The 21,051-nt window shown below is 55.2% G+C and carries 16 protein-coding genes and 1 pseudogene; 10 read left to right on the top strand and 7 right to left on the bottom strand.

All coding sequences use genetic code 11. The features are described 5' to 3' along the window. Window positions 1-59: 59 nt before the first annotated feature. On the bottom strand, window positions 60-1,037 hold the full coding sequence (locus O1V66_RS06475; RefSeq protein ID WP_082051010.1) for an ABC transporter substrate-binding protein: 978 nt from the start codon (window positions 1,035-1,037) through the stop codon (window positions 60-62). A gap of 357 nt (window positions 1,038-1,394) precedes the next feature. Between O1V66_RS06475 and O1V66_RS06470 the strand changes: the two genes are divergently transcribed. The 10 genes and pseudogenes from O1V66_RS06470 to iolG all read left to right on the top strand — a co-directional run bounded on the left by O1V66_RS06470 (window position 1,395) and on the right by iolG (window position 13,404). Then, window positions 1,395-2,378, top strand: coding sequence for a hypothetical protein (locus O1V66_RS06470; protein ID WP_045047955.1), 984 nt, complete (start codon window positions 1,395-1,397; stop codon window positions 2,376-2,378). A 121-nt stretch (window positions 2,379-2,499) separates the two neighbouring features. Further along, entirely contained in the window at window positions 2,500-3,522 is a 1,023-nt protein-coding gene (locus O1V66_RS06465; protein ID WP_045047956.1) for a LacI family DNA-binding transcriptional regulator, read from the top strand. Between the two features lie 419 nt (window positions 3,523-3,941). After that, window positions 3,942-4,733 (top strand): annotated as a pseudogene (locus O1V66_RS06460) (ATP-binding cassette domain-containing protein). 28 nt (window positions 4,734-4,761) lie between these two features. Next, window positions 4,762-5,760, top strand: coding sequence for an ABC transporter permease (locus tag O1V66_RS06455; protein WP_187329811.1), 999 nt, complete (start codon window positions 4,762-4,764; stop codon window positions 5,758-5,760). Window positions 5,761-5,764: 4 nt separating this feature from the next. After that, the gene (locus tag O1V66_RS06450; protein ID WP_045047959.1) at window positions 5,765-6,850 is read left to right on the top strand and encodes a phosphotriesterase family protein; all 1,086 of its coding nucleotides are present in this window, start codon (window positions 5,765-5,767) and stop codon (window positions 6,848-6,850) included. A 47-nt stretch (window positions 6,851-6,897) separates the two neighbouring features. Continuing rightward, window positions 6,898-8,061, top strand: a complete 1,164-nt coding sequence (locus O1V66_RS06445) for a M20 family metallopeptidase (RefSeq protein WP_045047960.1) — start codon at window positions 6,898-6,900, stop codon at window positions 8,059-8,061. Window positions 8,062-8,430: 369 nt separating this feature from the next. After that, a complete protein-coding gene (locus tag O1V66_RS06440; RefSeq protein ID WP_045047961.1) occupies window positions 8,431-8,970 on the top strand; it encodes a sugar dehydrogenase complex small subunit in 540 nt (179 codons plus the stop codon). Then, window positions 8,963-10,567 (top strand): GMC family oxidoreductase, encoded by a 1,605-nt coding sequence (locus O1V66_RS06435; protein WP_045047962.1) that lies wholly within the window; start codon window positions 8,963-8,965, stop codon window positions 10,565-10,567. Before O1V66_RS06440 ends, O1V66_RS06435 begins: the two co-directional genes overlap by 8 nt. A gap of 53 nt (window positions 10,568-10,620) precedes the next feature. Next, window positions 10,621-11,943 carry a c-type cytochrome gene (locus O1V66_RS06430; RefSeq protein ID WP_045047963.1) on the top strand — a complete coding sequence of 441 codons (1,323 nt, stop codon included), beginning with the start codon at window positions 10,621-10,623 and terminating at the stop codon, window positions 11,941-11,943. 465 nt (window positions 11,944-12,408) lie between these two features. Then, window positions 12,409-13,404 (top strand): inositol 2-dehydrogenase, encoded by a 996-nt coding sequence (gene iolG / locus O1V66_RS06425; RefSeq protein WP_045047964.1) that lies wholly within the window; start codon window positions 12,409-12,411, stop codon window positions 13,402-13,404. A 36-nt stretch (window positions 13,405-13,440) separates the two neighbouring features. Here the strand turns inward: iolG and O1V66_RS06420 are convergent, their stop codons facing one another. From O1V66_RS06420 to O1V66_RS06395, 6 genes are all read right to left on the bottom strand, one after another. Next, entirely contained in the window at window positions 13,441-14,121 is a 681-nt protein-coding gene (locus O1V66_RS06420; protein WP_045047965.1) for an ABC transporter ATP-binding protein, read from the bottom strand. Further along, window positions 14,118-15,005 carry an ABC transporter ATP-binding protein gene (locus O1V66_RS06415; RefSeq protein WP_045047966.1) on the bottom strand — a complete coding sequence of 296 codons (888 nt, stop codon included), beginning with the start codon at window positions 15,003-15,005 and terminating at the stop codon, window positions 14,118-14,120. Before O1V66_RS06415 ends, O1V66_RS06420 begins: the two co-directional genes overlap by 4 nt. Then, window positions 14,995-15,861 carry an ABC transporter permease gene (locus O1V66_RS06410; protein ID WP_045047967.1) on the bottom strand — a complete coding sequence of 289 codons (867 nt, stop codon included), beginning with the start codon at window positions 15,859-15,861 and terminating at the stop codon, window positions 14,995-14,997. The genes O1V66_RS06415 and O1V66_RS06410 overlap by 11 nt, the downstream gene beginning before the upstream one ends. A 5-nt stretch (window positions 15,862-15,866) precedes the next feature. Then, window positions 15,867-16,919, bottom strand: coding sequence for an ABC transporter permease (locus tag O1V66_RS06405; RefSeq protein ID WP_045047968.1), 1,053 nt, complete (start codon window positions 16,917-16,919; stop codon window positions 15,867-15,869). Then, window positions 16,919-18,487, bottom strand: coding sequence for an ABC transporter substrate-binding protein (locus tag O1V66_RS06400; RefSeq protein ID WP_045047969.1), 1,569 nt, complete (start codon window positions 18,485-18,487; stop codon window positions 16,919-16,921). The genes O1V66_RS06405 and O1V66_RS06400 overlap by 1 nt, the downstream gene beginning before the upstream one ends. 230 nt (window positions 18,488-18,717) lie before the next feature. Next, window positions 18,718-20,964 (bottom strand): TonB-dependent receptor, encoded by a 2,247-nt coding sequence (locus tag O1V66_RS06395; RefSeq protein ID WP_045047970.1) that lies wholly within the window; start codon window positions 20,962-20,964, stop codon window positions 18,718-18,720. Between the last annotated feature and the right edge of the window lie 87 nt (window positions 20,965-21,051).

Raw genomic sequence — 21,051 nt, 5'->3', positions numbered from 1 at the left:
CCAGGCCGATCACTCAACGCATTCAGTGACCGGCTTCGCGCACCCCTCTACTTTTCAGATTATTTAAACTCGGCGCGGTATTTATCGACATTGGCCTGGGTGACCACGGTCGCAGGCACATTGATATTCTTGGTCACGGCCTGACCGGCAACAATCTTGTTCATCGCCTTGACGGCCTCGACGCCCATATTGAGGGGATCCTGCTGCAAGACGGCGGTGACATATCCCTGATCGATACCCGAAATCGCTTTTGAAGTCAGATCCCAGCCAAAGACTTTTATGTCTTTCTGACGCCCCTGATTCTCTACCGCAGCAATCGCGCCGAGCAGCGCGGGTTCTCCGGTGGCATATATTGCTGTCATGCTCGGGTTGCCTGTAATCAGATTTTCTGCCGCGGTCAGAGCATTGTCCTGAATATTTTGCCCATCGACGACGCCCACGACACTAATTCCTGAATGCCCTTTCAGGGTATTCTCGAAACCTTTCTGGCGATCGTTTTGAATAGCGGAATTCAGTGCACCTACAATGCCTACCTTGGCTTTGTCGCCCATGCTCTTTTTAACGTAATCGGTAAAGTAATGACCCAGTATTTCACCGCCCTTGATATTGTCGACGCCAACCTGCGCTTTCTGCTGCCCCGCAGGCAGGACGGCATCGATGGCGATAACGGGAATATTTTTGGCGGCGGCTTCGGCAATGGCGGGCATAATCCCGTTGACGTCAATGGCATCAACCATAATGCCTTTCACACCCTGCTGAATATAGTTTTCAATTGCGTCATTCTGGGCAACAGGATTATTGTTGGCATTGAAAATAACCAGTTTGACCCCCGACTTTTTAGCTTCGTCGGCGGCCCCTTTATTCATCTGATTAAAGAACAAGGCCTGCTGGTTAATTTGCACCATGGCATAAGTTGGGGATTCGGCCGCGTTGACAGTCGCTGAAAATAGCAGGCTTAACGTCGCGACGGCGAGCGTGGTACGGGTAAAACGGGCGAGTTGAGAGGAAAAAGAGGGCTTACCGGCATTAATCAACATAACCACATCCTTAAATTGACGAGGACAACGATAAATATCGACGGAGGATCGTCTCAATAAGTCCACACCTAGCGCGGCTTATTTAAAGGCGATCGGTCGATTGACGTTTGGCGGGTCAGACAGGAAAAGTTCGGTATGTCGTCGAATAGTGGCGTTCCAAACGGCGCTATTTCGATAAAACGGTGATGCGGGTAATTGCCGATAACAATCAAATATGGCGCAAGAATTGTCAAGAGGAAATTGGCGATTAATTTCGCCCTGACAAACCCGTCGAGATTCACGAAGGAAGGGTTCCACCTTATCTGTTTGAAATTAATCACCTAGTCTGAATGATATCTCGTTATCTGGACGTTAATCATGTTTAAAGGCAAACAGGCAGTTCCCAAAGCAGGCACCTCTGCCTCGCCCAGATCCAGCACGCTTCAATCAACCAGCGCCCAGGAACCCAACCCTCGCGTGAAAGAGATTTTATCACATGCGATGGGCATGAAAAAAAACCCCGACTTCATTGAAAAATATAATGAAGATCCCAACGCTACCTTAAATATCCTGAGCGATATTCTCGTAGACAAGGGATTCGCCTTACCGGACGTTCAGGCGGCACTAAGACTTTTTTATCAGCATATTTCATCGATATCGAAAGCGGCTTCGCTGACCTCTGCCATGCAAAAAATGAAGATAAAGGCTCCCACCAAGCCACAACTCGCACCCGAAATAAGGTTGGCTTTTCAGGATGTCTATTCCACCAATGTCGGTTTTACGGCTATCAACAAGAGTTTGAGAAGCGGAAAAATCTCTCTCATTTCAGCAAGTGATGTACAAAGTGAAATTACGAGACGCCACGGTGACGCAGTATTTTATGGTCAGGATGGCAAAAGTATTTTGCAGGATATCAAATCGGTTATCAAAGATTGGAATAGAGGCATGACCTCAATATATACCGATTCGGTTTATAACCGGGAAGGCACCCGACAGACTTACAGTCATCGCGGGCAAGGTTTGAGTGCCGCCGGCCTTGAGCAATTGAAATCCATGAAACCCGGCGATATTGTCCACTCAAAAAGCATTATGTCCGTCTCCAATCAGTCAGACGTCGCCGAAACCTTTGCGGCACAGTCCGATTTACCGGATAAACTCACCTACCGGATTCTAGGAACCAGTGCCTTGCCAAATCGCGGCAGAAATAGGGTCGAAAGTGAGAAAGAGTCGTTATTTTCTCCGCTTGCAAGCTTCAAAATCGTCCGATTTGTCGAGAAAAGAAGAACCCGAAATCATATTCTGGAGCTTGAGGAAATTCATCCCGATCAGGAGGTCGGTGACCGCCAACCTATCCCATACTGATTGTGGAACGTGATTTAATTCGTTTATGTTCGCCGCTTTGTAATATGCTGTCTTTAATTTAGGATTAGTGCGAAACAGGCTTTGTGTCAACGGCCATTCCGCCAGACAGCAGGGATAAATTATGGCTAACAAACGGGTTGTGTTATCGGATGTCGCGAATATGGCGGGCCTTTCAAAAGCCACCGTATCAAGATACATGAATAACAGTATCATCTTGCCGCAGCAGACCATTCAACGAATCGAAGACGCGATTAACACGCTCGGATATCGCGCCAACAGCCTCGCGCGCCGGTTGAGTATGGGCGGCAGCGAGACCATCGGATTAGTATTACCCGATATCGCCAATCCCTTTTTCGCTGAATTGGCCGACGCCGCCGAAGAAGCTGCCTCCGCCCATAAATACAGTCTGGTGCTCTGCGTTACCCGCAACAATCTCGAAAAAGAGTGCCAGTTTATTCGCTGGCTGGACACTCGCCAGGTCGATGGTCTGCTGTTTGCCACCAACCGCCCGGATAACGGCCAGTTATGTATCGAATTAAAAGATCAACGCCATGTCGTGTTGATTGATGAAGATGTGCCCGGATGTACCCTGCCCAAAGTCTTCTCCGACAATGTGCACGGCGGCGAGCTCGCCACCCAGGCTCTGATTGATGCCGGACACCGGCACATCGCGTTTGTCGGCGGTCCCGGCCAGTTGATGAGCGTGCGTGAACGCCATCAGGGATATCAGCAGGCGCTGGCGAATAGCGGTCTGGACTATGCCCCTTCACGGGTGTTGTACGGCAACTACGACCGCACCTTTGGCCGACAGGCGCTGGAGCATCTCCTTGCTCTGCCCGCTCCGCCTACGGCCGTATTTGCCGCGAGTGACTATCTGGCGCTGGGTCTGCTGGACGGCCTGCGTGCCAAGGGATTAAGCGCGCCGCATGCCCTTTCGCTGGTCGGTTTCGATGACGCCATCTATTCCGATTTAATCACACCGCGACTCTCGACCATCCGCCAATCGGCACGTGAATTAGGGCGTACCGCCGTTGAAAAGCTGGTCAAGCTGTTCAACGATGATGACGAAAACGTCGCCCCTGTCACTCGCATTCCGGTTGAGTGGATTGCCCGCGATTCTATCGCTACCCCCCGCATCCGATAATCTCGCCCCACTTTGGGGCTTTTGCTCATTTTTGGCGCAACACGCCTATAATTCATTGGGCTGTGCCGTGCCTTTTAGCGTCTTTGATTTAACGCGCGAACAATTTTTATAGCGGTTCATCATTTTTTATTTCAATGATTATTAAAGGCTTAAAGATGGGGATAGCGCTCAGGCTCGTCGAGATTGCGTCATCGGGGCAGATTAATTGGCATGGTTACTGCTTCTCTCCCTTCGGCGACTCAGATATCCAAACTCATTTTTGCAATAACAGGTTGGGCCGGAGAAAAGATTCGCCGTTATTTTTGTCATTTGGGTAAACCGGTTTACAAGGAGAGAGAAATCGGAAATGACAGTAACGGCGCGTCTTAAAAGCAGGTTTACCTGTTTCCTCCGCCTGCCCTTTGTAATGGAGCCGATTTATGTCCAGAGACCTGTCAGGCCCGCCGAGGGTTGAAATGGTAAACATTACCAAAACCTACGGTTCAATCCGCTCGCTTCGCGGCGTTAATCTCAGTCTGGCTCCCGGCGAAGTTCTGGGACTGGTCGGCGATAACGGGGCCGGAAAATCGACCCTGACCAAGATTCTGGCGGGTGCCGTAGTGCCTAGCAGCGGCACGCTGCGCATCGACGGCGAGGAGGTCGGCTTTGCCAACCCTTCCGATGCCCGGCGCTGCCACATTGAAATGGTGTATCAGGACCTGTCGCTGTGCGACACTGGTCAACGTGGCCGGCAATCTGTTCATGGGCCGCGAGCCGCAAACCCGAATTCTCGGGATCCCTTTTCTCGATGAAAAAAGATGCACGAACAGGCGCGTGACATGCTCAAAGGGCTGGGGATTTCCATTCCCGACACTCGCCTTCTGGTGCGTAATCTGTCGGGCGGGCAGCGTCAGGCGATTGCCATTGCCCGGGCGGCGGCCTTTGACCCAAAAGTGCTCATCATGGACGAACCTACCGCCGCGCTGGCCGTGGCCGAAGTCGAGGCGGTACTGGAATTGATTCGTCGTGTCAGCGCACGCGGCGTCAGTGTGATTCTCATCACCCACCGCTTGCAGGATCTTTTCCTGGTCTGCGACCGCATCATGGTGATGTACGAAGGCACCAACGTGGCCGAAAGAAAGATTGCCGACACCAGTCTGTCCGACATCGTGAATCTGATTGTCGGCCAGAAGTTTGATGCACACTCGGCGCGTGAAACCGTTCATCACTGAGTCCTGTTGAGGTCATTCCATGAGCATCGTGAATATGTCGAGTCCAAGACTGATTAAACATTCTTTCTCGCGCCGCATTTTGCATAATCACTCCGGCGTAGTCAGCATCGCGGTTTTCTTTATCTTTTGCTGCGCGGTTTTTACTTTTTCCACCGACGAATTCTTTTCGCGCTTCAACTGGCTGAATATTCTTCGCCAGAGTGCGCCGCTGCTGATTGTGGCAGCCGCCATGACGCTGGTCATTACCACCGGTGGGATCGACCTGTCTGTGGGGTCCACCCTGGCTTTGGTCGGCGCACTGTCGGCGATTGCGCTTAATACCTGGGGCTTGCCGTGGCCGGTGGTGCTGCTCGGTGGACTGGCGCTGGGCGCGTTCATTGGTGCAATCAATGGCTATTTCATTGCCTACGAAGGCATCCCGGCGTTTATCGTTACTCTGGCAACCCTTGCCGTGATCCGCGGCGTGGCTCTGTTGCTGACGCAGGGTTATTCGATTCCGATTCCGGCAGACAGCAATTTTGTCTGGCTGGGTCGCGCATGGTTATTCGGGCTGCCACTGCCCGCCATTCTGGGCGTGCTCGCGTTGCTGGTCGGCCATATTCTGCTCAACCACACGCGCTTTGGCCGCTATGTCACCGCGATTGGCGCCAATCGCGAAGGTGTACGGCGTGCGGGCGTCAATACCCGCTCCATGACACTCTGGGTCTATATGCTGAGCGGCATGGCGGCGGCGCTGGCGGGCATGATCATTACCGCGCGTCTTGGCAGCGGCTCGTCGAATCAGGGTGAAGGGTTTGAATTGCAGGTCATTGCCGCCGTGGTTTTGGGCAGCACCAGTCTTTTTGGCGGGTTCGGCACCATTATCGGCACCCTGCTTGGCGCGCTGTCCATTGCCGTGATTCAGAACGGATTAATCCTTTCGCACCTCTCGCCTTTCTATACACAGATTGCGACCGGCCTTATCATTTTGCTGGCTATCTGGCTCAATACCCGCATCTTCAACCCGGTTCGAACCCGCAAAGGATAGCGCCATGAATTCAGCCTCACTGTTTCGTCATCCCGACCCTTTCCCGCTCGGCGTCGCCAGCGGCCATGTCACGACCGTACTCGGGCCGATGCCGGTCAGCGCGTTGGGCGTTACGCTGATGCATGAACATATCTTGCTCGATGCCTCCGGAAAATGGGTGCCGCCCTGCTGCTGTAGCGACAGGCATATTGCCGAAATGCCGATGCGGATGGAGAATCTCGGCGAACTGTCGCTCAATCCGCTCTCGAGTCGCGACAACTGCCAGCTGTTCGATGTCGATTTGGCTATCGAAGAACTGATGAAGTTCAAGGCGCTTGGCGGTCAAACGGTGGTCGACCCTACCAATATCGGCATTGGTCGCGACCCTAAAGCTCTGCAACGCATTTCACGTTTAACCGGATTAAATATCGTCATGGGCACCGGATTTTACCTTGAGCCTTCGCATCCGGCCTATGTGAAAACGCATTCGCTGGAAACGCTGACCGATCAGATTATTTACGATGTGGGCGGCTTTGACGATAAACCGGAAGTCATTGCGGGACTTATTGGCGAGATTGGCGTTTCCAGCGCCTTTACCGCCAGCGAAGAGAAGTCGCTACGGGCTGCGGGCCGCGCCAATGCCGCCACCGGCGTGCCCATCGAAGTGCATCTGCCGGGTTGGGAGCGGCTGGGACACAAGGTGCTGGATATTCTGGCGGAAGAAGGTGCCGACCTGCACCACACGGTGCTTTGTCATATGAACCCGAGTTTTGCCGACAAAAATTATCAGCGCACGCTGGCCGAGCGCGGAGCATTTCTGGAATACGACATGATTGGCATGAACTATTTCTATGCCGATGAAAGTGCGCAGTCACCGTCGGATGAAGAGAATGCACGCGCCATCTGCGAGCTTATCGACGACGGCTTTATCCAGCAGGTGCTGCTTTCCCAGGATGTCTTTTTGAAAACCATGCTGACCCGCTTCGGCGGTCACGGCTATGGCTATATTCTCAAGCACTTCGTGCCACGATTGCGCCGTCACGGCGTAACGGGCGAACAGCTGGAACAACTGCTTATCGCCAATCCGCAGCGCGTCTTTGGCAAGCGTTGAACCCTTTTAAACTTTGTCTGACTTATATTGCCCAACACCAGGAACTTATGCGCGACAACCCAATCGACCGTGAACAGGCCATCATTGAACGCAAGGTAATTGAACTTGCGCAGAAACTATTGGCTTTCGACACCATCAATCCGCCGGGAAACGAACAGGATTGCCTGACGTGGCTCGCGGATTTCCTGCAACAGAGGGGATTTGAGGTCACGAGACACACTTTTGGCGACAGGAGAATGAACATTATCGCGCGGTTGCGCGGCACTCACAGCGGCAAGCCGCTGGCCTTTTCGGGACATCTCGATACCGTGCCGCTCGGCAGTGCAGAATGGCAGCACGATCCTTTCGGCAGCGAAATCGCCGAAGGGAGACTCTACGGTCGCGGCAGCAGCGATATGAAGGCCGCCGTAGCCGCGTTTATTGTTGCCAGTCTGGAGGAAAAGCAGGCTATTCAGGCCGGCAACGGTGTTGTGCTTCTCCTGACCGGCGGCGAAGAGACCGGTTGCGACGGTGCGCGTGCGTTAATTGCCGACCCCGATATCGAACTGCCTGTACCCCTTGCCGTTATCGTGGGTGAAGCTACGCAAAACTATCCGGTGATGGGTCACAAGGGCGCACTCTGGCTGCGCTGTGAAACGCGAGGAAAAACGGCGCATGGCGCGATGCCGGAACTTGGCATCAACGCCATTTATCTCGCCGCCGATGCCATTGGCAAAATTCGCAGCTTTGAACTGGGTCCGGCGCATCCGCTGATGAAGCAGCCGACGCTGAATGTAGGTGCCATGCGCGGTGGTCTCAATATCAACTCCGTGCCGGACCGCGCCAGTTTTGATGTCGATATGCGCACCGATCCTACTCTCCATCATCCTGATATTACGCAACGATTACAGCAGCACTTAAGTGACGCCGTCACGATTACGCCACTCGTTGACCTCCCCGCCGTGCTTACCGACGTCCTCGATCCGTGGGTGCTCCAAACCATCGCGCTCTGCCAGCCTTATCATGACGTCCCCATCACGCCGCGTATTGTTCCCTATTTTACCGATGCAGCCATTTTGCTCGCCGCGCTGGGTCATCCGCCCTGTGTGATCCTCGGGCCGGGTGAACCTTCCCAGGCGCATCAAACGGATGAATTCTGTGCCATCTCCTCTCTGAAGAACAGTGTCGAGCTCTATCGGACGCTCATCCTGACCGCCAGTTCAATACCCTGAATACGGTATAAATCCCCTTTATTCCCCTGTTAAAAATAGTGCTATAGCTCACATTTTTGTTTTTTTCCAATTTTGAAATGTATCAATCGGTTCGCAATAGCACAAATTGTATAACCCCAGACATGACGAGGCCTTCAGGCCCGTTTTTTCCCAAAAACCTCGCTAGATACCCCTAATTAATTACTTTACTTACTAAACCATTTATTCACTTACGAAAAGAAGTGAATTAACATCCGCGAAACATTTGAAAATATCTCAGTCACATTTTGGGTTATTCGAACCTATTGATTCGATTGTTTTAAAAAGGCGTTTTACAGGGGCCCGGCTTAAACGGACTGTTTTAACCGAATGATTTTACGGAAAACCACCATGATCAATCTTTCACGCCGCCGAATGGTATTGGGTACTGCGAGCCTCCTTGCGGCTGGTTTTGGAAGCCAGCTGCTCGGTAGCAGTGTATTCGGCAATCAGGCGCACGCTGCGCCGCCAATGGCGTCGGCAGTGACGATGCCAGATAACTTCATGCAGCTTTCCAGAAAGCTGACCGCAATGGAGCACCTCGAGCCGCATCTTGGGCAGGCCTTGTACAGCTGGCTTCACCACGAAGAGCTTGATGTCCAGCTCGACGCGCTGGTGGCGCTGCTCGATGCCCACAGCGATGTGATAGGTGATCCCCTGCATCAGTTGCTGGCACAGCAACCTGCTGCGCTGGGTCAGCTTTATCAGCAGCTGGTCAATGGTTGGTATCTCGGCGTGGTGGGTCAGCCGGGAAGTCAGTTATGTATCGGTTTTGAAAATATAGTGAGCTATGAACTCGTGAAAGACAGCGTATTACCGCCAAGCTATGCGGTCGGCGAACCTAACTTCTGGATCCACAAACCTGATAGCGAGGTCATTACCCGTGGCTGATTCATTACACGCAGACGTTATCGTCATTGGTGCCGGTATCGCCGGTTCACTGGCTGCGGAAAAAATGGCGAAAGCCGGTGTCTCGGTACTGATGCTGGAATCGGGTCCTTTTATCAAGCGCGACGAAGCCGTCGAGCTGTTCCGTCAGTCGCCGCTCAAGGGCGACTTTACCGAGCCGTATCCCCCCAAACCCTGGGCACCTCAGCCCAAGTTCCAGCCAAAGGACAACCACTATCTGATTCAGAAAGGACCGGATATTTATGCGGCCCAGTATCTGCGCGGCGTAGGTGGAACCACCTGGCACTGGGCAGGACAGGCATTCCGCCTGCTGCCAAACGACATGAAGCTGAAAACGCTGTACGGCGTGGGTCGCGACTGGCCTATCAGCTATGAAGAGCTGGAACCTTATTACACCGAAGCGGAAATCCAGATGGGCGTATCCGGCGACGATGACCTGGATTCACCGCGCTCTGCGCCTTATCCGCTGCCGGGCATTCCTCTGTCCTACGGGTTCGAGCGAATCAAAGAACGCGTGGCTCCTCTGGGGTACGTAGTCGGAATCGGTCCACAGGCGCGTAACAGCATTCCTTATGACGGCCGCCCTGCCTGCTGCGGGAACAACAACTGCATGCCGGTATGTCCTATCGATGCGCAGTATCACGGCGGCATCTCCGCGCGCAAGGCGGTGGAAGCCGGGGTGCGCGTCATTGCCAACGCCGTGGTTTACAACATCGAGGCCGACGACAGCGGCAACATCGTGGCCGTGCACTATCTCGATTCTGAAAAACAGACGCATAAAGTCACCGGCAAACGTTTCGTGCTGACAGCGAACGGGCTGGAAAGTCCAAAATTGCTGCTGATTTCAACCAGCGACAAATATCCAGACGGCATCGCCAACAGCTCCGGCATGGTGGGTCGCAACCTGATGGACCACCCAGGCACCGCTGTCGAGTTTCTGGCGGATGAGCCGGTGTGGTTTGGCCGTGGGCCGATGCGTCCGGGCAGCATCAACAACCTGCGTGACGGGGCATTCCGTTCCGAACGTTCCGCGCTGCGCGTCGATTTGGCAAACACCTCGCCGGTGCGCACGCTGACGGAGCGTTTGGTCAAACAGGGTTACTACGGCAAGGCGCTGAATGAAAAGCTGGCCTATCAGGCCGAGCGCTATGTGCTGATGAACTGCCTGCTCGAGATGCTGCCGGAGCCTGAAAACCGCGTCGTGCCGAGCAAAACCGAGAAAGACGAATGGGGCATTCCGCGTCTTGAGGTCTATTACCGTTTCCCGGAATACGTGCATAAAGGCTATGACCAGTCGATGCTCGATTTCCAGAAAATTGCCGAAAGCATGGGCGGCACCGACGTGGTGTTCAGCAAGCGGGGAGTTTACAACAACAACCAGCACATCACCGGCACCATGATCATGGGCAGCGATCCCAAGGATTCCGTGGTCGACGGCGACTGTCGTACCCATGACCACCCGAACCTGTTTATCGCCGGTACCGGGATCATGCCTTCCGCTTCCACCGTTAACTCGACGTTAACCGGTACGGCGTTGGCGCTTCGCATGGCAGATACGGTGCTGAAAAGCCTGGCCTGATTCTTCTGAGCAATTGCGGTCGCCCACTTTGGGAACCGCATGGGGATGTGGAAATGAAAAAGAACTATTTGCTGGCGGCCCTTTTGCCGCTGGCAGCCGCCACCAGCGCTTTTGCCGACGATGCCTCGCATTCGGCAGACCTGATTAAACGCGGTGCCTATCTGGCTACCGCCGCAGACTGTACCGCGTGCCACACCGCGCCGGGCGCGCCGAAATCGGCGGAATTCGGCGGCGGTTATCCGCTGGCTTCGCCGTTTGGCGTCATTTATGGCACCAATATTTCGTCTGACAAAGAGTTTGGTATCGGTGACTGGAGCGATGACGAGTTTGTACGCGCCGTGCGTGACGGAGTGGGCAAGGACGGACAGCAGCTGTATCCGGCAATGCCTTATGACTCTTTTACCAAAATGAAGCGTGACGACGTGCTGGCCATCAAAGCCTATCTGATGTCGCTGCCAGGCGTCCATCAGGCCCCGGCCAAAACCGACCTCTCTTTCCCGTTTAACCAGCGCTGGGGCATGACGTTCTGGAAATGGTTCAACTTTGACAAGGGCGAGCTGAAAAACGATCCGGCAAGAAGTGACGAGTGGAACCGCGGCCGTTATCTAGTCGATGCCATGGAGCACTGCGGCACCTGTCATACGCCGCGTACTCTGACTATGGGCATGGACAACGATAAAACTCTCGGCGGCGGTGACCTTGGGTCATGGACGGCGTTCAACATTACTTCCGACAAGAAGGCAGGCATCGGTGACTGGTCTCAACAGGAGCTGGTGACCTATCTGAAAACCGGCTATGTTGCGGGCAAGGCATCGGCCTCAGGCGCCATGGCGGAAGCCATCGAGCACAGTCTTCAGCATCTGACCGATGCAGACCTGAATGCCATCGCAACCTATGTGCGTTCCGTGCCTGCCGTCGCCGACAAGGATCAAACCAAACCGCGCGATCAATGGGGTAAACCGGCCACCGACGTCTACCCGGATCGTGCAGGCGCGGTTGCCTTCGACCAGTCTGCCTCTGCGCTGTTCAACAGCAACTGCGCAGCCTGTCACGGCGCCAACGGTCAGGGCATTGGCAAAGGTTTCCATGCCTATCCGTCACTGTTTAACCACACCAGCACCGGTGCTGCCGACAGTCGCAATGTCGTATCCGTGATCCTGACCGGCGTACAGCGCCATATGGAACAGGGAGAGGTGATGATGCCGTCCTTTGCCAATCAGCTGAACGACGAGCAGATTGCCCAGGTTGCCAACTATGTCACCACGCAATTTGGTAATCCGGCGGGCGCGACAGTCACGGCCAAACAGGTCGAGAAAACCCGTAAAGGCGAGGATTTAACTTATCCGCCGAAGATTGAAGACGGCACGCAAAAATAATGACATTGCGTAGGCAGGGGAATATCGAGCAAAAATTTTGTCTCGAAACGCCTCTGCGTTTCTTCCTTCAAGATGCGACTTTCTGCTAGTATTCGGAGCAAAAAAGCTAAAAAAAGCGTCCTGCCAGCGCTCAGATACCGCATCAATCTGAACGCTAACGGACGCCTCTTTTATTGAATTTTACCGAGCCAAAGGTCGGTAACTTTATGAAGCATCTTGCGTGCCAACTTTTCATCTCCCCTCTCTGCTTTGCTTCTCAATCACTTAGCTTGTTGCCCTCTTTTCACCGACCGCCGTCTTGCACCGCGGCTGAGCATTTGCACGCTTCGGCGTCACCCTTTTTTATCGGCCATGACGCTCGCCCCACAAAAAAGAAACCAAATATTTCATAATTAGGCAGAATTGAAATAAAGCATCTATATTAATTGGTTGAAAACAACGAATGATAAAGAGATGAGGAACGCTATGTTAAAAGTTGCGCTTTTAGGGGCAGGCAGGATTGCCAAGGTTCATGCAAAACACATCGACGATAATCCCGATTCCGTGCTGTTTTCCGTTTCAGGCCACTCTTCGGAGAGCGCCAAAAAATTGGCCGAGAAATATCACGCCAAGGTGTTGTCTGTCGAAGAGGCTATCAATCATCCCGAGGTGGACATTGTTCTGATTGCCACGCCAAACGATACTCACGCAGATTTTGCCCGGCAGGCCGCGCGGGCGGGCAAGGCCATCTTCTGCGAGAAGCCTATCGACCTGGACATCGAACGGGTCAAAGCCTGCGTCAAGGTCATCAAGGATAGCGGTGTCCCCTTCATGGTCGGCTTCAACCGTCGTTTCGACCCGAATCATGCCGGCTTGCAGCAGGCCCTGTCCGAAGGTGCCATCGGCAAGCTCGAGCATGTGCAAATCAACTCCCGCGATCCCTCGCCGCCTCCGGCCGAAAGCTTCCCGGATTCTGGCGGTATCTTCCGCGATATGACAATTCATGATTTCGATATGGCGCGTTTCCTGTTGCAGGAAGAGCCGGTCTCCGTGTTTGCGATGGGTGCGGCGCTGGTCAATCCCGAGATAGCGGCAGGCGGCGATCTTGATGTCATTTCCATTACGCTGCAAACCGCGTCCGGCAAGCTTGTCACCATTAACAATAGCCGCCGTTCCGGTTATGGCTATGATCAACGCGTTGAAGCACATGGCCAGCTGGGCAGTCTTCAGGTGAATAATGTGCCGTCGACGACCGTGATCAAAATGACCGAAGACCACGGCATTCAGTCGCAAAAACCGCTGTATTCCGTGCTGGATCGCTATTACGATGCCTTTAACGGCCAGTGGAAGGCGTTTATCGCCGCTGTGAAAGACCATAAACCGGTGCCGGTAACGGCGGAAGATGGCCTCAAGGCATTGCTGCTGGCCGAAGCCGCCATCGAGTCTTACAAAACCAAAAAAGTCGTGTCCATTACCCTCTAGGCAAAAAAAGGGTCCCTTCATGAGGGACCCAGTCTGTCAGTTCAACACAATGCCCTTCGCCATCGTCACATGGCGGTCACACATGTGATCGATAACATCGGCATCATGGCTGACCAGAATCATGGTGAGCGATCCCGCCGCTTTCAGTTCGTTCAGCAGATTGAGTATCTCCGCCTGCACCGACATATCCAGCGCCGACGTCGGCTCATCCAGCAGTAGCAGCTTGGGTTTCAGCAGCAAGGCCCGCACGATGGCGACGCGCTGACGCTGGCCGCCCGACAACTGATGCGGATAGCGCTGCATCAACGCCGGATCCAGTCCTACCTGACGAAAACCTTCGGCCACCTTCTGCTCGATATCCTGTTCTTTCAGCAGCTTGAGAGGTTCGCTCAACGTGCGCAGCAGTCGATGTTTGGGATGCAGCGACGCATACGGGTCCTGAAACACCATCTGCACTTCGCGGCGCAGCAGACCCGTGAAAGGTTTGCCGGGCGACAGTCGATGCCCAAGCAGGGTCATGTCCCCGCTCCACTGTGTATTCAGCCCGGCCAATACCCATAATAATGAGGATTTTCCGCAGCCCGAAGGCCCGACCAGCCCAAAACATTCGCCCTGATTGATGGTGAGATCGACATCGTGCACTACGGTGCGAACGTCATAACCCTGACGATGTGACACACTCAGCTGATGCAGCTGGGCGATGATTTCCCGACTCATGATGGCTCCTGCTCGGCGCCGAGACGCGCCAGTAATTCCCTGTCCAGTACCGGCAACACTTCACCGCGCGTCGCCAGACTCGGGCGACACGACCACAGCGTGTGGGTATAGGGATGCGTGGCATGAGCCAGCTGACTGGACGCCAGTCGGTCGACAATCTGCCCTTTATACATAACCATCACCTGCTCGGTATATTCCGCGACCTGCTGCAAGTCATGACTTATCAGCACCAGCCCCATGTTGCGCTCGTCGACCAGTCGTTCGATCAGTTTCAGCACCTGTTCGCGCATTTCAAAGTCCAGCGCGGACGTGGGTTCATCGGCAATCAGCCAGCGCGGATGATTGATAAGCGCGATGGCCAGCATCACGCGCTGCCCCATGCCGCCGGAAAGCTGATGCGGATAGAGTTTGCTGAGCTGGGCCGGATTAGGCAGCCCGACGGCGTTGAGCATATCCAACCGCTGCTCTTTGCGCTCGCTGCGGCTGAAACGACCGTGCAGGCGCAGCGGTTCTTCCACCTGCCTGCCGATAGGTTGCGCCGGATTCAGCGCGTGTTTGGGGTCTTGCATGACCATCGCAATCTGGTTTCCGCGCAGCTGGTTCCACTCGCGTTCCTTGAGGTGCGTCAGACTCTGTTCACCCAGCGTTAACTGGCTGGCCTGCATCACACAGGGATGCGGCAACAGCCCCATCAACGCGCGGGCGGTCATGGATTTGCCCGAACCGGACTCGCCCACCAACGCCACGCGCTGCTGGCCGACGCTAAACGAAATCGATTTCACCAGCTCGACCGGCTGCGGGCCAGGTACATAGACCGTTAAATCCTTGGCGATCAGCAGATTGCTGTCGGCGGCGGCGTCCCTTGAGGTGGAATTAATTGCCATTTCGGGTATCCATCTTGTCGCGCAGGCCATCGCCCAACAGGTTAAAGGCCAGACTGGCAAACAGAATCGCTCCGCCCGGTGCGGCGGCAACCCACCACTGGTCGAAGATGACTTTACTGCCTTCGGCAACCATCGATCCCCATTCGGCGGTCGGTGGCTGAATGCCCATGCCGAGAAAACCCAGACCGGCCGAGGCGAGAATAATGCCGCCAAGGCTCAGTGCGGCGCGCACCACGGCGCTTGGGAGGCACAACGGCAGAATATGGCCGACCATCAGCCGGAAACCGCCAATGCCCTGCATTCTTGCGGCGGCCAGATAGTCGCTGCGGCGCAGCGCCAACGTTTCGGCACGCGCCTGACGGGCAAACGGCGGCCAGCTGGTAAACGCCAGCGCCAGCGCACCGTTCATCAGGCCGGGTCCCATAATCGCGACCAGTGCCAGCGCCATCACCAGGCTTGGCAGAGAGAGCACGATATCGGTGAAGCGCATCAGAATACGTTCGACCCAGCCACCCAGATACCCGGCGCTTATCCCGACCAGCAGGCCAAACGGAATGGTCAGCAGCAGAATAAGCGACACCAGCAGCAAAGTGGGACGCGCACCAAAGATGACGCGCGACAGCAAATCACGGCCGAATCCGTCGGTGCCGAGCCAGTGTGCGGAAGACGGCGGCAGCAGGCGGATTTCAATGTGTTGAATGTTGGGGTCAAACGGTGCGAGCCACGGCGCAAACAGCGCGGCCAGCACCAGCAGCACGACCAGCGCCGCGCCTATCGTCAGCGTCGTCAGGCGGCGCGGCCCTTTACCGGGAACGACGCGGGCGAGCGCAGGTTGTTCGGGAATAAGTTGAGTCATAAGGCTTACCGGGTTCGCGGGTCAAGAAGATAGGTCAGCGCGTCGGCCAACGTATTGAGCAGCACAAAACAGGTGCCTATCAACAGCGTCGAGCCAAGAATCGCGGGCGTGTCCGAGGCAAACAGCGCGGTGGTCAGGTAGCGTCCCACGCCGGGCCAGGCAAACACCGTTTCCGTCAATACCGCGCCTTCGAGCAGGCTGGCATAGGACAAGGTCAGCACGGTAATCAATGTTCCAAGCACGTTCGGAAAAACGTGGCACAGCAGCACGCGCGCACGACCCGCCCCTTTCGAACGGGCAAGGACTACATATTCCTTGTTGATTTCACCGAGCATCGAGGCGCGCAGCAGACGGGTGATACCCGCCATCGACAGCAGCCCAAGCACTGTTACCGGCAGCCACATGTGACGGATGGCGTTAAAGAACATCTCACGGTCGCCGGAAAGCCAGGTATCAATCAACACGAAACCGGTGCGGGGTTCCATCGTATAAAGGTAGACGTCATCCAGCCTGCCCGGCCCGCCAGCCCAATGCAGTACCGCGTAGAACAGCAGCAGACCCAGCAGGCTGAGCCAGAAAATCGGCACCGAATACCCCAGCAGCGAGACGAGCCGCACGACGTTGTCGAGCCAGCTGCCCGGTTTGTAGACTGACAGCAATGCCAGCGAAATGCCGAGAATGGCACCCAGTATAATTGCGCAGGTCGCAAGCTCTACGGTGGCCGGGAAGGTGTGCATCAAGTCGCTGGATACCGGCTGACCGGTAATGCTCGACATGCCCATATCGCCGCGCGCCAGATGCTCGAGATAGTGCCAGAACTGCACCGCCATTGGCTGATCCAGCCCCAGATCCTTGCGCACCTGCGCATAGGTCGCTTCACTCGCGTGGTCGCCGGCAATCTGCATGGTCGGGTCAATCGGCGCGAGATGGGAAAGCGCAAAGGTAAAGGCCAGCAGCCCGAGCAGAGTCAGCATCAACGAAACAAGGCCGCCCAGCAGGCGGCCCGACCAACGCCAACCCTGCCGGACTAATCCGGCAGGAGGAGTTCTTTCAATCATTACTTGGTGACCTTGCTGTAGAACACCATGTCAGGGTTGATGCCCTGCACATAGCCTTTGATGTTGTCACGTACGGCGATAAGGCTGCGCGCCTGCAGGCCAATCACGAACGGCGAACTCTTCTGTACTGCAAGCTGCAATTGACGATAGTCTTCGACGCGTTTCGCCTTGTCATTCTCGGCGGTGGCGGCCAGTGTCTGCTTGCTCAGCGCCGGAATGCTCCAGTTTGCGCGCCAGGCCAGCGTGTTGCTGCCGTCTTCCGGATTATAGGCGAAAGCGGCGGCATTGGTGTTCGGGTCAAAGTAGTCCGGCCCCCACGAAGACAGCGTGGCATCGTAGTTGTGAGACTTCACGCGCAGAGAAATCTGCGAACTGACGCCCGGCTCGAGTTTGACGTTGACGCCCGCCTGCGCAAAGCTTGCCTGCAATGCCTGGGCAATATCCAGATACGGCGGCTGATTGGTTACGGCAATGGTGAAGCTGACATTTTTCAGCCCGGCCTTTTCCAGAATCGCCTTTGCCCTGGCAGGATCAAACTTGTAGGGATTGTCATTCAGCGCGCCCAGATAGCCGTCCGGCAGAAATGCCTGATGCACCTGGAACTGCCCTTTCAGCAAGTCTTTGGCGATATGGTCATAGTCGAACAGATAGCGCGCGGCTTCCCAGAAGGCCGGATTACCCAGCGCCGGAGAAGCTTTGGTGTTGAAATAGAGGAAATACAGCGAGGCATAAGGCACGGCCAGTGGTTTGACGCCCGCCTTGCCTTCCAGTCCGGCCATTTGATCCGCACCCAGATTACGCGCCATATCGGCATCGCCCTGCTCGATAAGCAGACGACGTGCGGCGGCATCCGGCACATTCTTGATAAGCACGGTCGGGATCTTCGGCGCGCCTTCCGGCGAGGCAGGGTTCGCCTGCAACACCAGCACCTGATGCGGCACGTAGGTCCGAATCTTGTAAGGCCCGCTCCCCGCCGAGTGGTCACTCAGCCACTGATGGCCGAGATCATCGCCCTTGGCATTTTGCTGGACCAGCTTCGCATCGACAATGGATGAAACAGGCGCCGACAGCAGGCTCAACACGAAGGTCGGGCTGACATTTTCTGTCCAGCTGATTTTCACATGCTGAGGGTCGACCTTGGTCAGGAAGGTCTCGACATTTTTACTGTTCCAGCCCAGCTGGGTCAGAATAAAGGAAGGCTCAAGATTGAGTTTGACCACGCGCGACAGCGAGAAAATCACGTCATCGGCAGTCAGCGGGTTGCCGCTGGCAAAGGTGGCCTTTGGATTCAGGGTAAACGTCATGCTCTTGCCGTCGGCTCCGGCCTGCCAGGAGGAGGCCAGCGCAGGTTTTAAATCGACGGGATTGGTCGGATCGGATTGCACAAGACGTTGATAAACGTTGTTGAATGCCTGCACGGTGGTCAGTTCAAAACCCTGCGCAGGGTCAAAGCTTGACGCATCATCCAGCGACTGGGCAATGACCAGTGTATTTGACGGTGTCGCGGCCTGTACCCCAAAAGATGCAGCAATGGCTGCAAAAAGCATGGACGGAAGCAATTTTTTCATTGATAGACGCTCTTGTAATATAGCGAAGTTGCTAATGATTTTAGGAGTGTAGGGCAGTTTTGAAGAGACAATAAAGTCCTTTGGGAACTTTAGTTATGCATTTTTGCATAACGTGTCGTAAACGGTTATAAGTTGCGCGAAACGGGCGGGGTTTGCAGAGCGGCGGTCAAAAATTATAAAAAATAAGGGGGAATCATCTTCCCCCTTTATCATGCTATGTGGGGTCTGAATTAGAAGTCGTAACTCGCAGAAAGCTTGAACTCGCGCGGGTCGCCCTGCGTCAGGTAACCGCCGGTGGCAGAAGCCCAGTATTTCTCGTTGGTCACGTTTTCCATTGTGGCACGCCAGGTCAGGGTGCTGTCCTTGAGCGGCATGGTATAGCGTAGACCCAGGTCGAGACGCGTCCAGGCATCCACTTTCAGCGTATTGGTTTCATTGGCGTACTGTGAACCGGTGCGCAGCACTTTACCGGTCGCGGTCACGCCGCTAAGACCCGGTAGATCCCACTCTCCGCCGACAACCCACTGGTAGCGCGGTACGCCTACCGCATCGTTGCCATCATACGCCCCACCCTGTGTTTTGGTGGTTTGCGGATCCATAAAGGTCGCGCTACCGTTGACGCGCACACCCAACACCGGCTCGCCAAACAGGTTCAACTCAACGCCGCGGTTGCGCACTTCACCATAGTTGCCGTAGGTGTAGGTGCTATCGCCGTTACCTGAGTACATGCCCACCGGCTTTTTAATCTCGAACAGCGCGAGTGAGGTCATGACACGGCCGAAATCGGCCTTCACCCCCACTTCATTCTGCTTGGAGGTCTCGACGCCGGAAACCTGTCCACCATTGGTAACCAGTCCGCCGTTATAGGTAGTTCCGGACGTTTCGCCCGGTTGCAGCGCTTCAATGTGGTTGGCGTAGAAGGAGACGTGTTCCCAGGGTTTCACCACCAGACCAAAGGCCGGAGTGACTTTGGTTTCATCAAACTTCGAGGTCTCTGCTCCGGTATAGCCGTAGTTCATCACCATCACGTTCTGGCGACGCAGACCGGCAATAAACTGCAGGCGGTCATCAAGCACGGACAGCGTATCGGAGAGCATCACACCCTCGGACCGCGTGCGGCTGACCACGCCCGGACTGGCCATATCGCCGCCGGCATACAGCGTGCCTGGCTGTACGTCCACAGCTATCGGGTCATAGAGATTGCTGGTAATCGAGCTGCTGCTGAGGGTGTAGGCGCTGCGAGTTTTGCGATACAGCGAGCTGACGCCAAGATTGACGCTGTGGCTAACGAAGCCGGTTTCGAACTTGCCGCGAATGCCGGTCTGACCCGAAACGCTGTCGGCGCGGTAAGGCACCGTCATGCGGCTGGCCTTGAAATCGCCGTCGTTATCGCTGAGCGTAGGCGAGCTGTAGATGCCGTCTTCGTGGTCGTGGTTCGCGCCGACCGCACCATAAACGGTCCAGCGATCGGTAAGGTCATATTCGGCTTTCAACAGGCCGAATTCATTGGTCATGTCGGTATAAGCCCACTTCTGACCGTAGTTGCTGCTCGCCTTCGGCACGGAAGGGATTTCGGTGGCGCTGCCCAGATACACGACCGGACGTCCGCCATGAATCGACTGCTTGGTCACGCCCACATCGAGAGAGGTGCGCAGGCGGTCGCCGCGATAATCGAGGCCTACGGAACCCATCGTCAAACGGTTTTTCATGTTGTCGATTGAGGCATCGCCTTCGCGGTGCACCATATTGACCCGCACGCCAAACTGGTTTTCATCACCAAAGCGACGGCCCAGATCAATGGCTCCCCCAATTTGCGATTTGGAACCGTAATCGACGGAAACGTGGTTGATTGGCGTGTCGGTAGCATGTTTCGGTTCGATATTGACGGTCCCGCCTACGCCCGTGCCGCCCGGCGGAACGCCGTTAAGGAAAGCGCTGGACCCTTTGAGCAGCTCCACACGTTCGGCGAGATCGGTCGGGATAATCTGGCGCGGAAGAATGCCGTACAGGCCGCCGTAGGAGATGTCTTCACCGTCGAGCGAGAAGCCGCGAACGACAAAGGTTTCGGCATAGTTGCCGTAGCCATAGCCCGTCTGTACTGACGCATCGTTGCTCAGCACATCGGCAAGCGTGCGGGACTGCTGGTCCTGCATCAGTTTCGAGGTGTAGCTGACAACGCTAAACGGCGTATCCATTGCACTCTGCTGCCCCAGAAAACCAAGACGTCCGCCGTTGGCAAAGCCGCCGTCAAGATACGCGGGAACCAGTTGGTCGCCACCGGAAGTAAACTTGTCGGGCGCGGCGGTCACGGTAATGGTGTCGCCATTGGCGGCTTTGGTGTTGCCGGTGGAAGCGGTCGCGGGTGAAGTCGCGGCCATGACTGGCAGGCTAAACAACGCCAACGCCGTAGAGATTGAAACGGACAACAGCTTACGTGGCGATTTTATCGCTCTGATAGCCTGTTTTTGCGCGTGCATACATTTCCCTGAAATTGATAATGAGAATAGTTATTAAAACGGTTCACATTATGCTCAGCATCGGGAAGATTGCAACTCCCGTTAAGC

Origin of the sequence: Rouxiella chamberiensis, from assembly GCF_026967475.1 — a bacterium.
GTDB classification, from domain to species: Bacteria; Pseudomonadota; Gammaproteobacteria; order Enterobacterales; family Enterobacteriaceae; genus Rouxiella; species Rouxiella chamberiensis.
This window is presented reverse-complemented; position numbering and strand designations above follow the sequence as displayed.

Excerpts from the sequence above, each read along its gene's own strand:
- O1V66_RS06430 (WP_045047963.1), top strand. The coding sequence starts at position 10,621 with ATGAAAAAGAACTATTTGCTGGCGGCCCTTTTGCCGCTGGCAGCCGCC.
- O1V66_RS06400 (WP_045047969.1), bottom strand. The coding sequence starts at position 18,487 with ATGAAAAAATTGCTTCCGTCCATGCTTTTTGCAGCCATTGCTGCATCT.
- O1V66_RS06420 (WP_045047965.1), bottom strand. The coding sequence starts at position 14,121 with ATGAGTCGGGAAATCATCGCCCAGCTGCATCAGCTGAGTGTGTCACAT.
- O1V66_RS06405 (WP_045047968.1), bottom strand. The coding sequence starts at position 16,919 with ATGATTGAAAGAACTCCTCCTGCCGGATTAGTCCGGCAGGGTTGGCGT.
- O1V66_RS06450 (WP_045047959.1), top strand. The coding sequence starts at position 5,765 with ATGAATTCAGCCTCACTGTTTCGTCATCCCGACCCTTTCCCGCTCGGC.
- O1V66_RS06415 (WP_045047966.1), bottom strand. The coding sequence starts at position 15,005 with ATGGCAATTAATTCCACCTCAAGGGACGCCGCCGCCGACAGCAATCTG.
- O1V66_RS06475 (WP_082051010.1), bottom strand. The coding sequence starts at position 1,037 with ATGTTGATTAATGCCGGTAAGCCCTCTTTTTCCTCTCAACTCGCCCGT.
- O1V66_RS06395 (WP_045047970.1), bottom strand. The coding sequence starts at position 20,964 with ATGCACGCGCAAAAACAGGCTATCAGAGCGATAAAATCGCCACGTAAG.
- O1V66_RS06410 (WP_045047967.1), bottom strand. The coding sequence starts at position 15,861 with ATGACTCAACTTATTCCCGAACAACCTGCGCTCGCCCGCGTCGTTCCC.
- O1V66_RS06445 (WP_045047960.1), top strand. The coding sequence starts at position 6,898 with ATGCGCGACAACCCAATCGACCGTGAACAGGCCATCATTGAACGCAAG.
- O1V66_RS06440 (WP_045047961.1), top strand. The coding sequence starts at position 8,431 with ATGATCAATCTTTCACGCCGCCGAATGGTATTGGGTACTGCGAGCCTC.
- iolG (WP_045047964.1), top strand. The coding sequence starts at position 12,409 with ATGTTAAAAGTTGCGCTTTTAGGGGCAGGCAGGATTGCCAAGGTTCAT.
- O1V66_RS06465 (WP_045047956.1), top strand. The coding sequence starts at position 2,500 with ATGGCTAACAAACGGGTTGTGTTATCGGATGTCGCGAATATGGCGGGC.
- O1V66_RS06470 (WP_045047955.1), top strand. The coding sequence starts at position 1,395 with ATGTTTAAAGGCAAACAGGCAGTTCCCAAAGCAGGCACCTCTGCCTCG.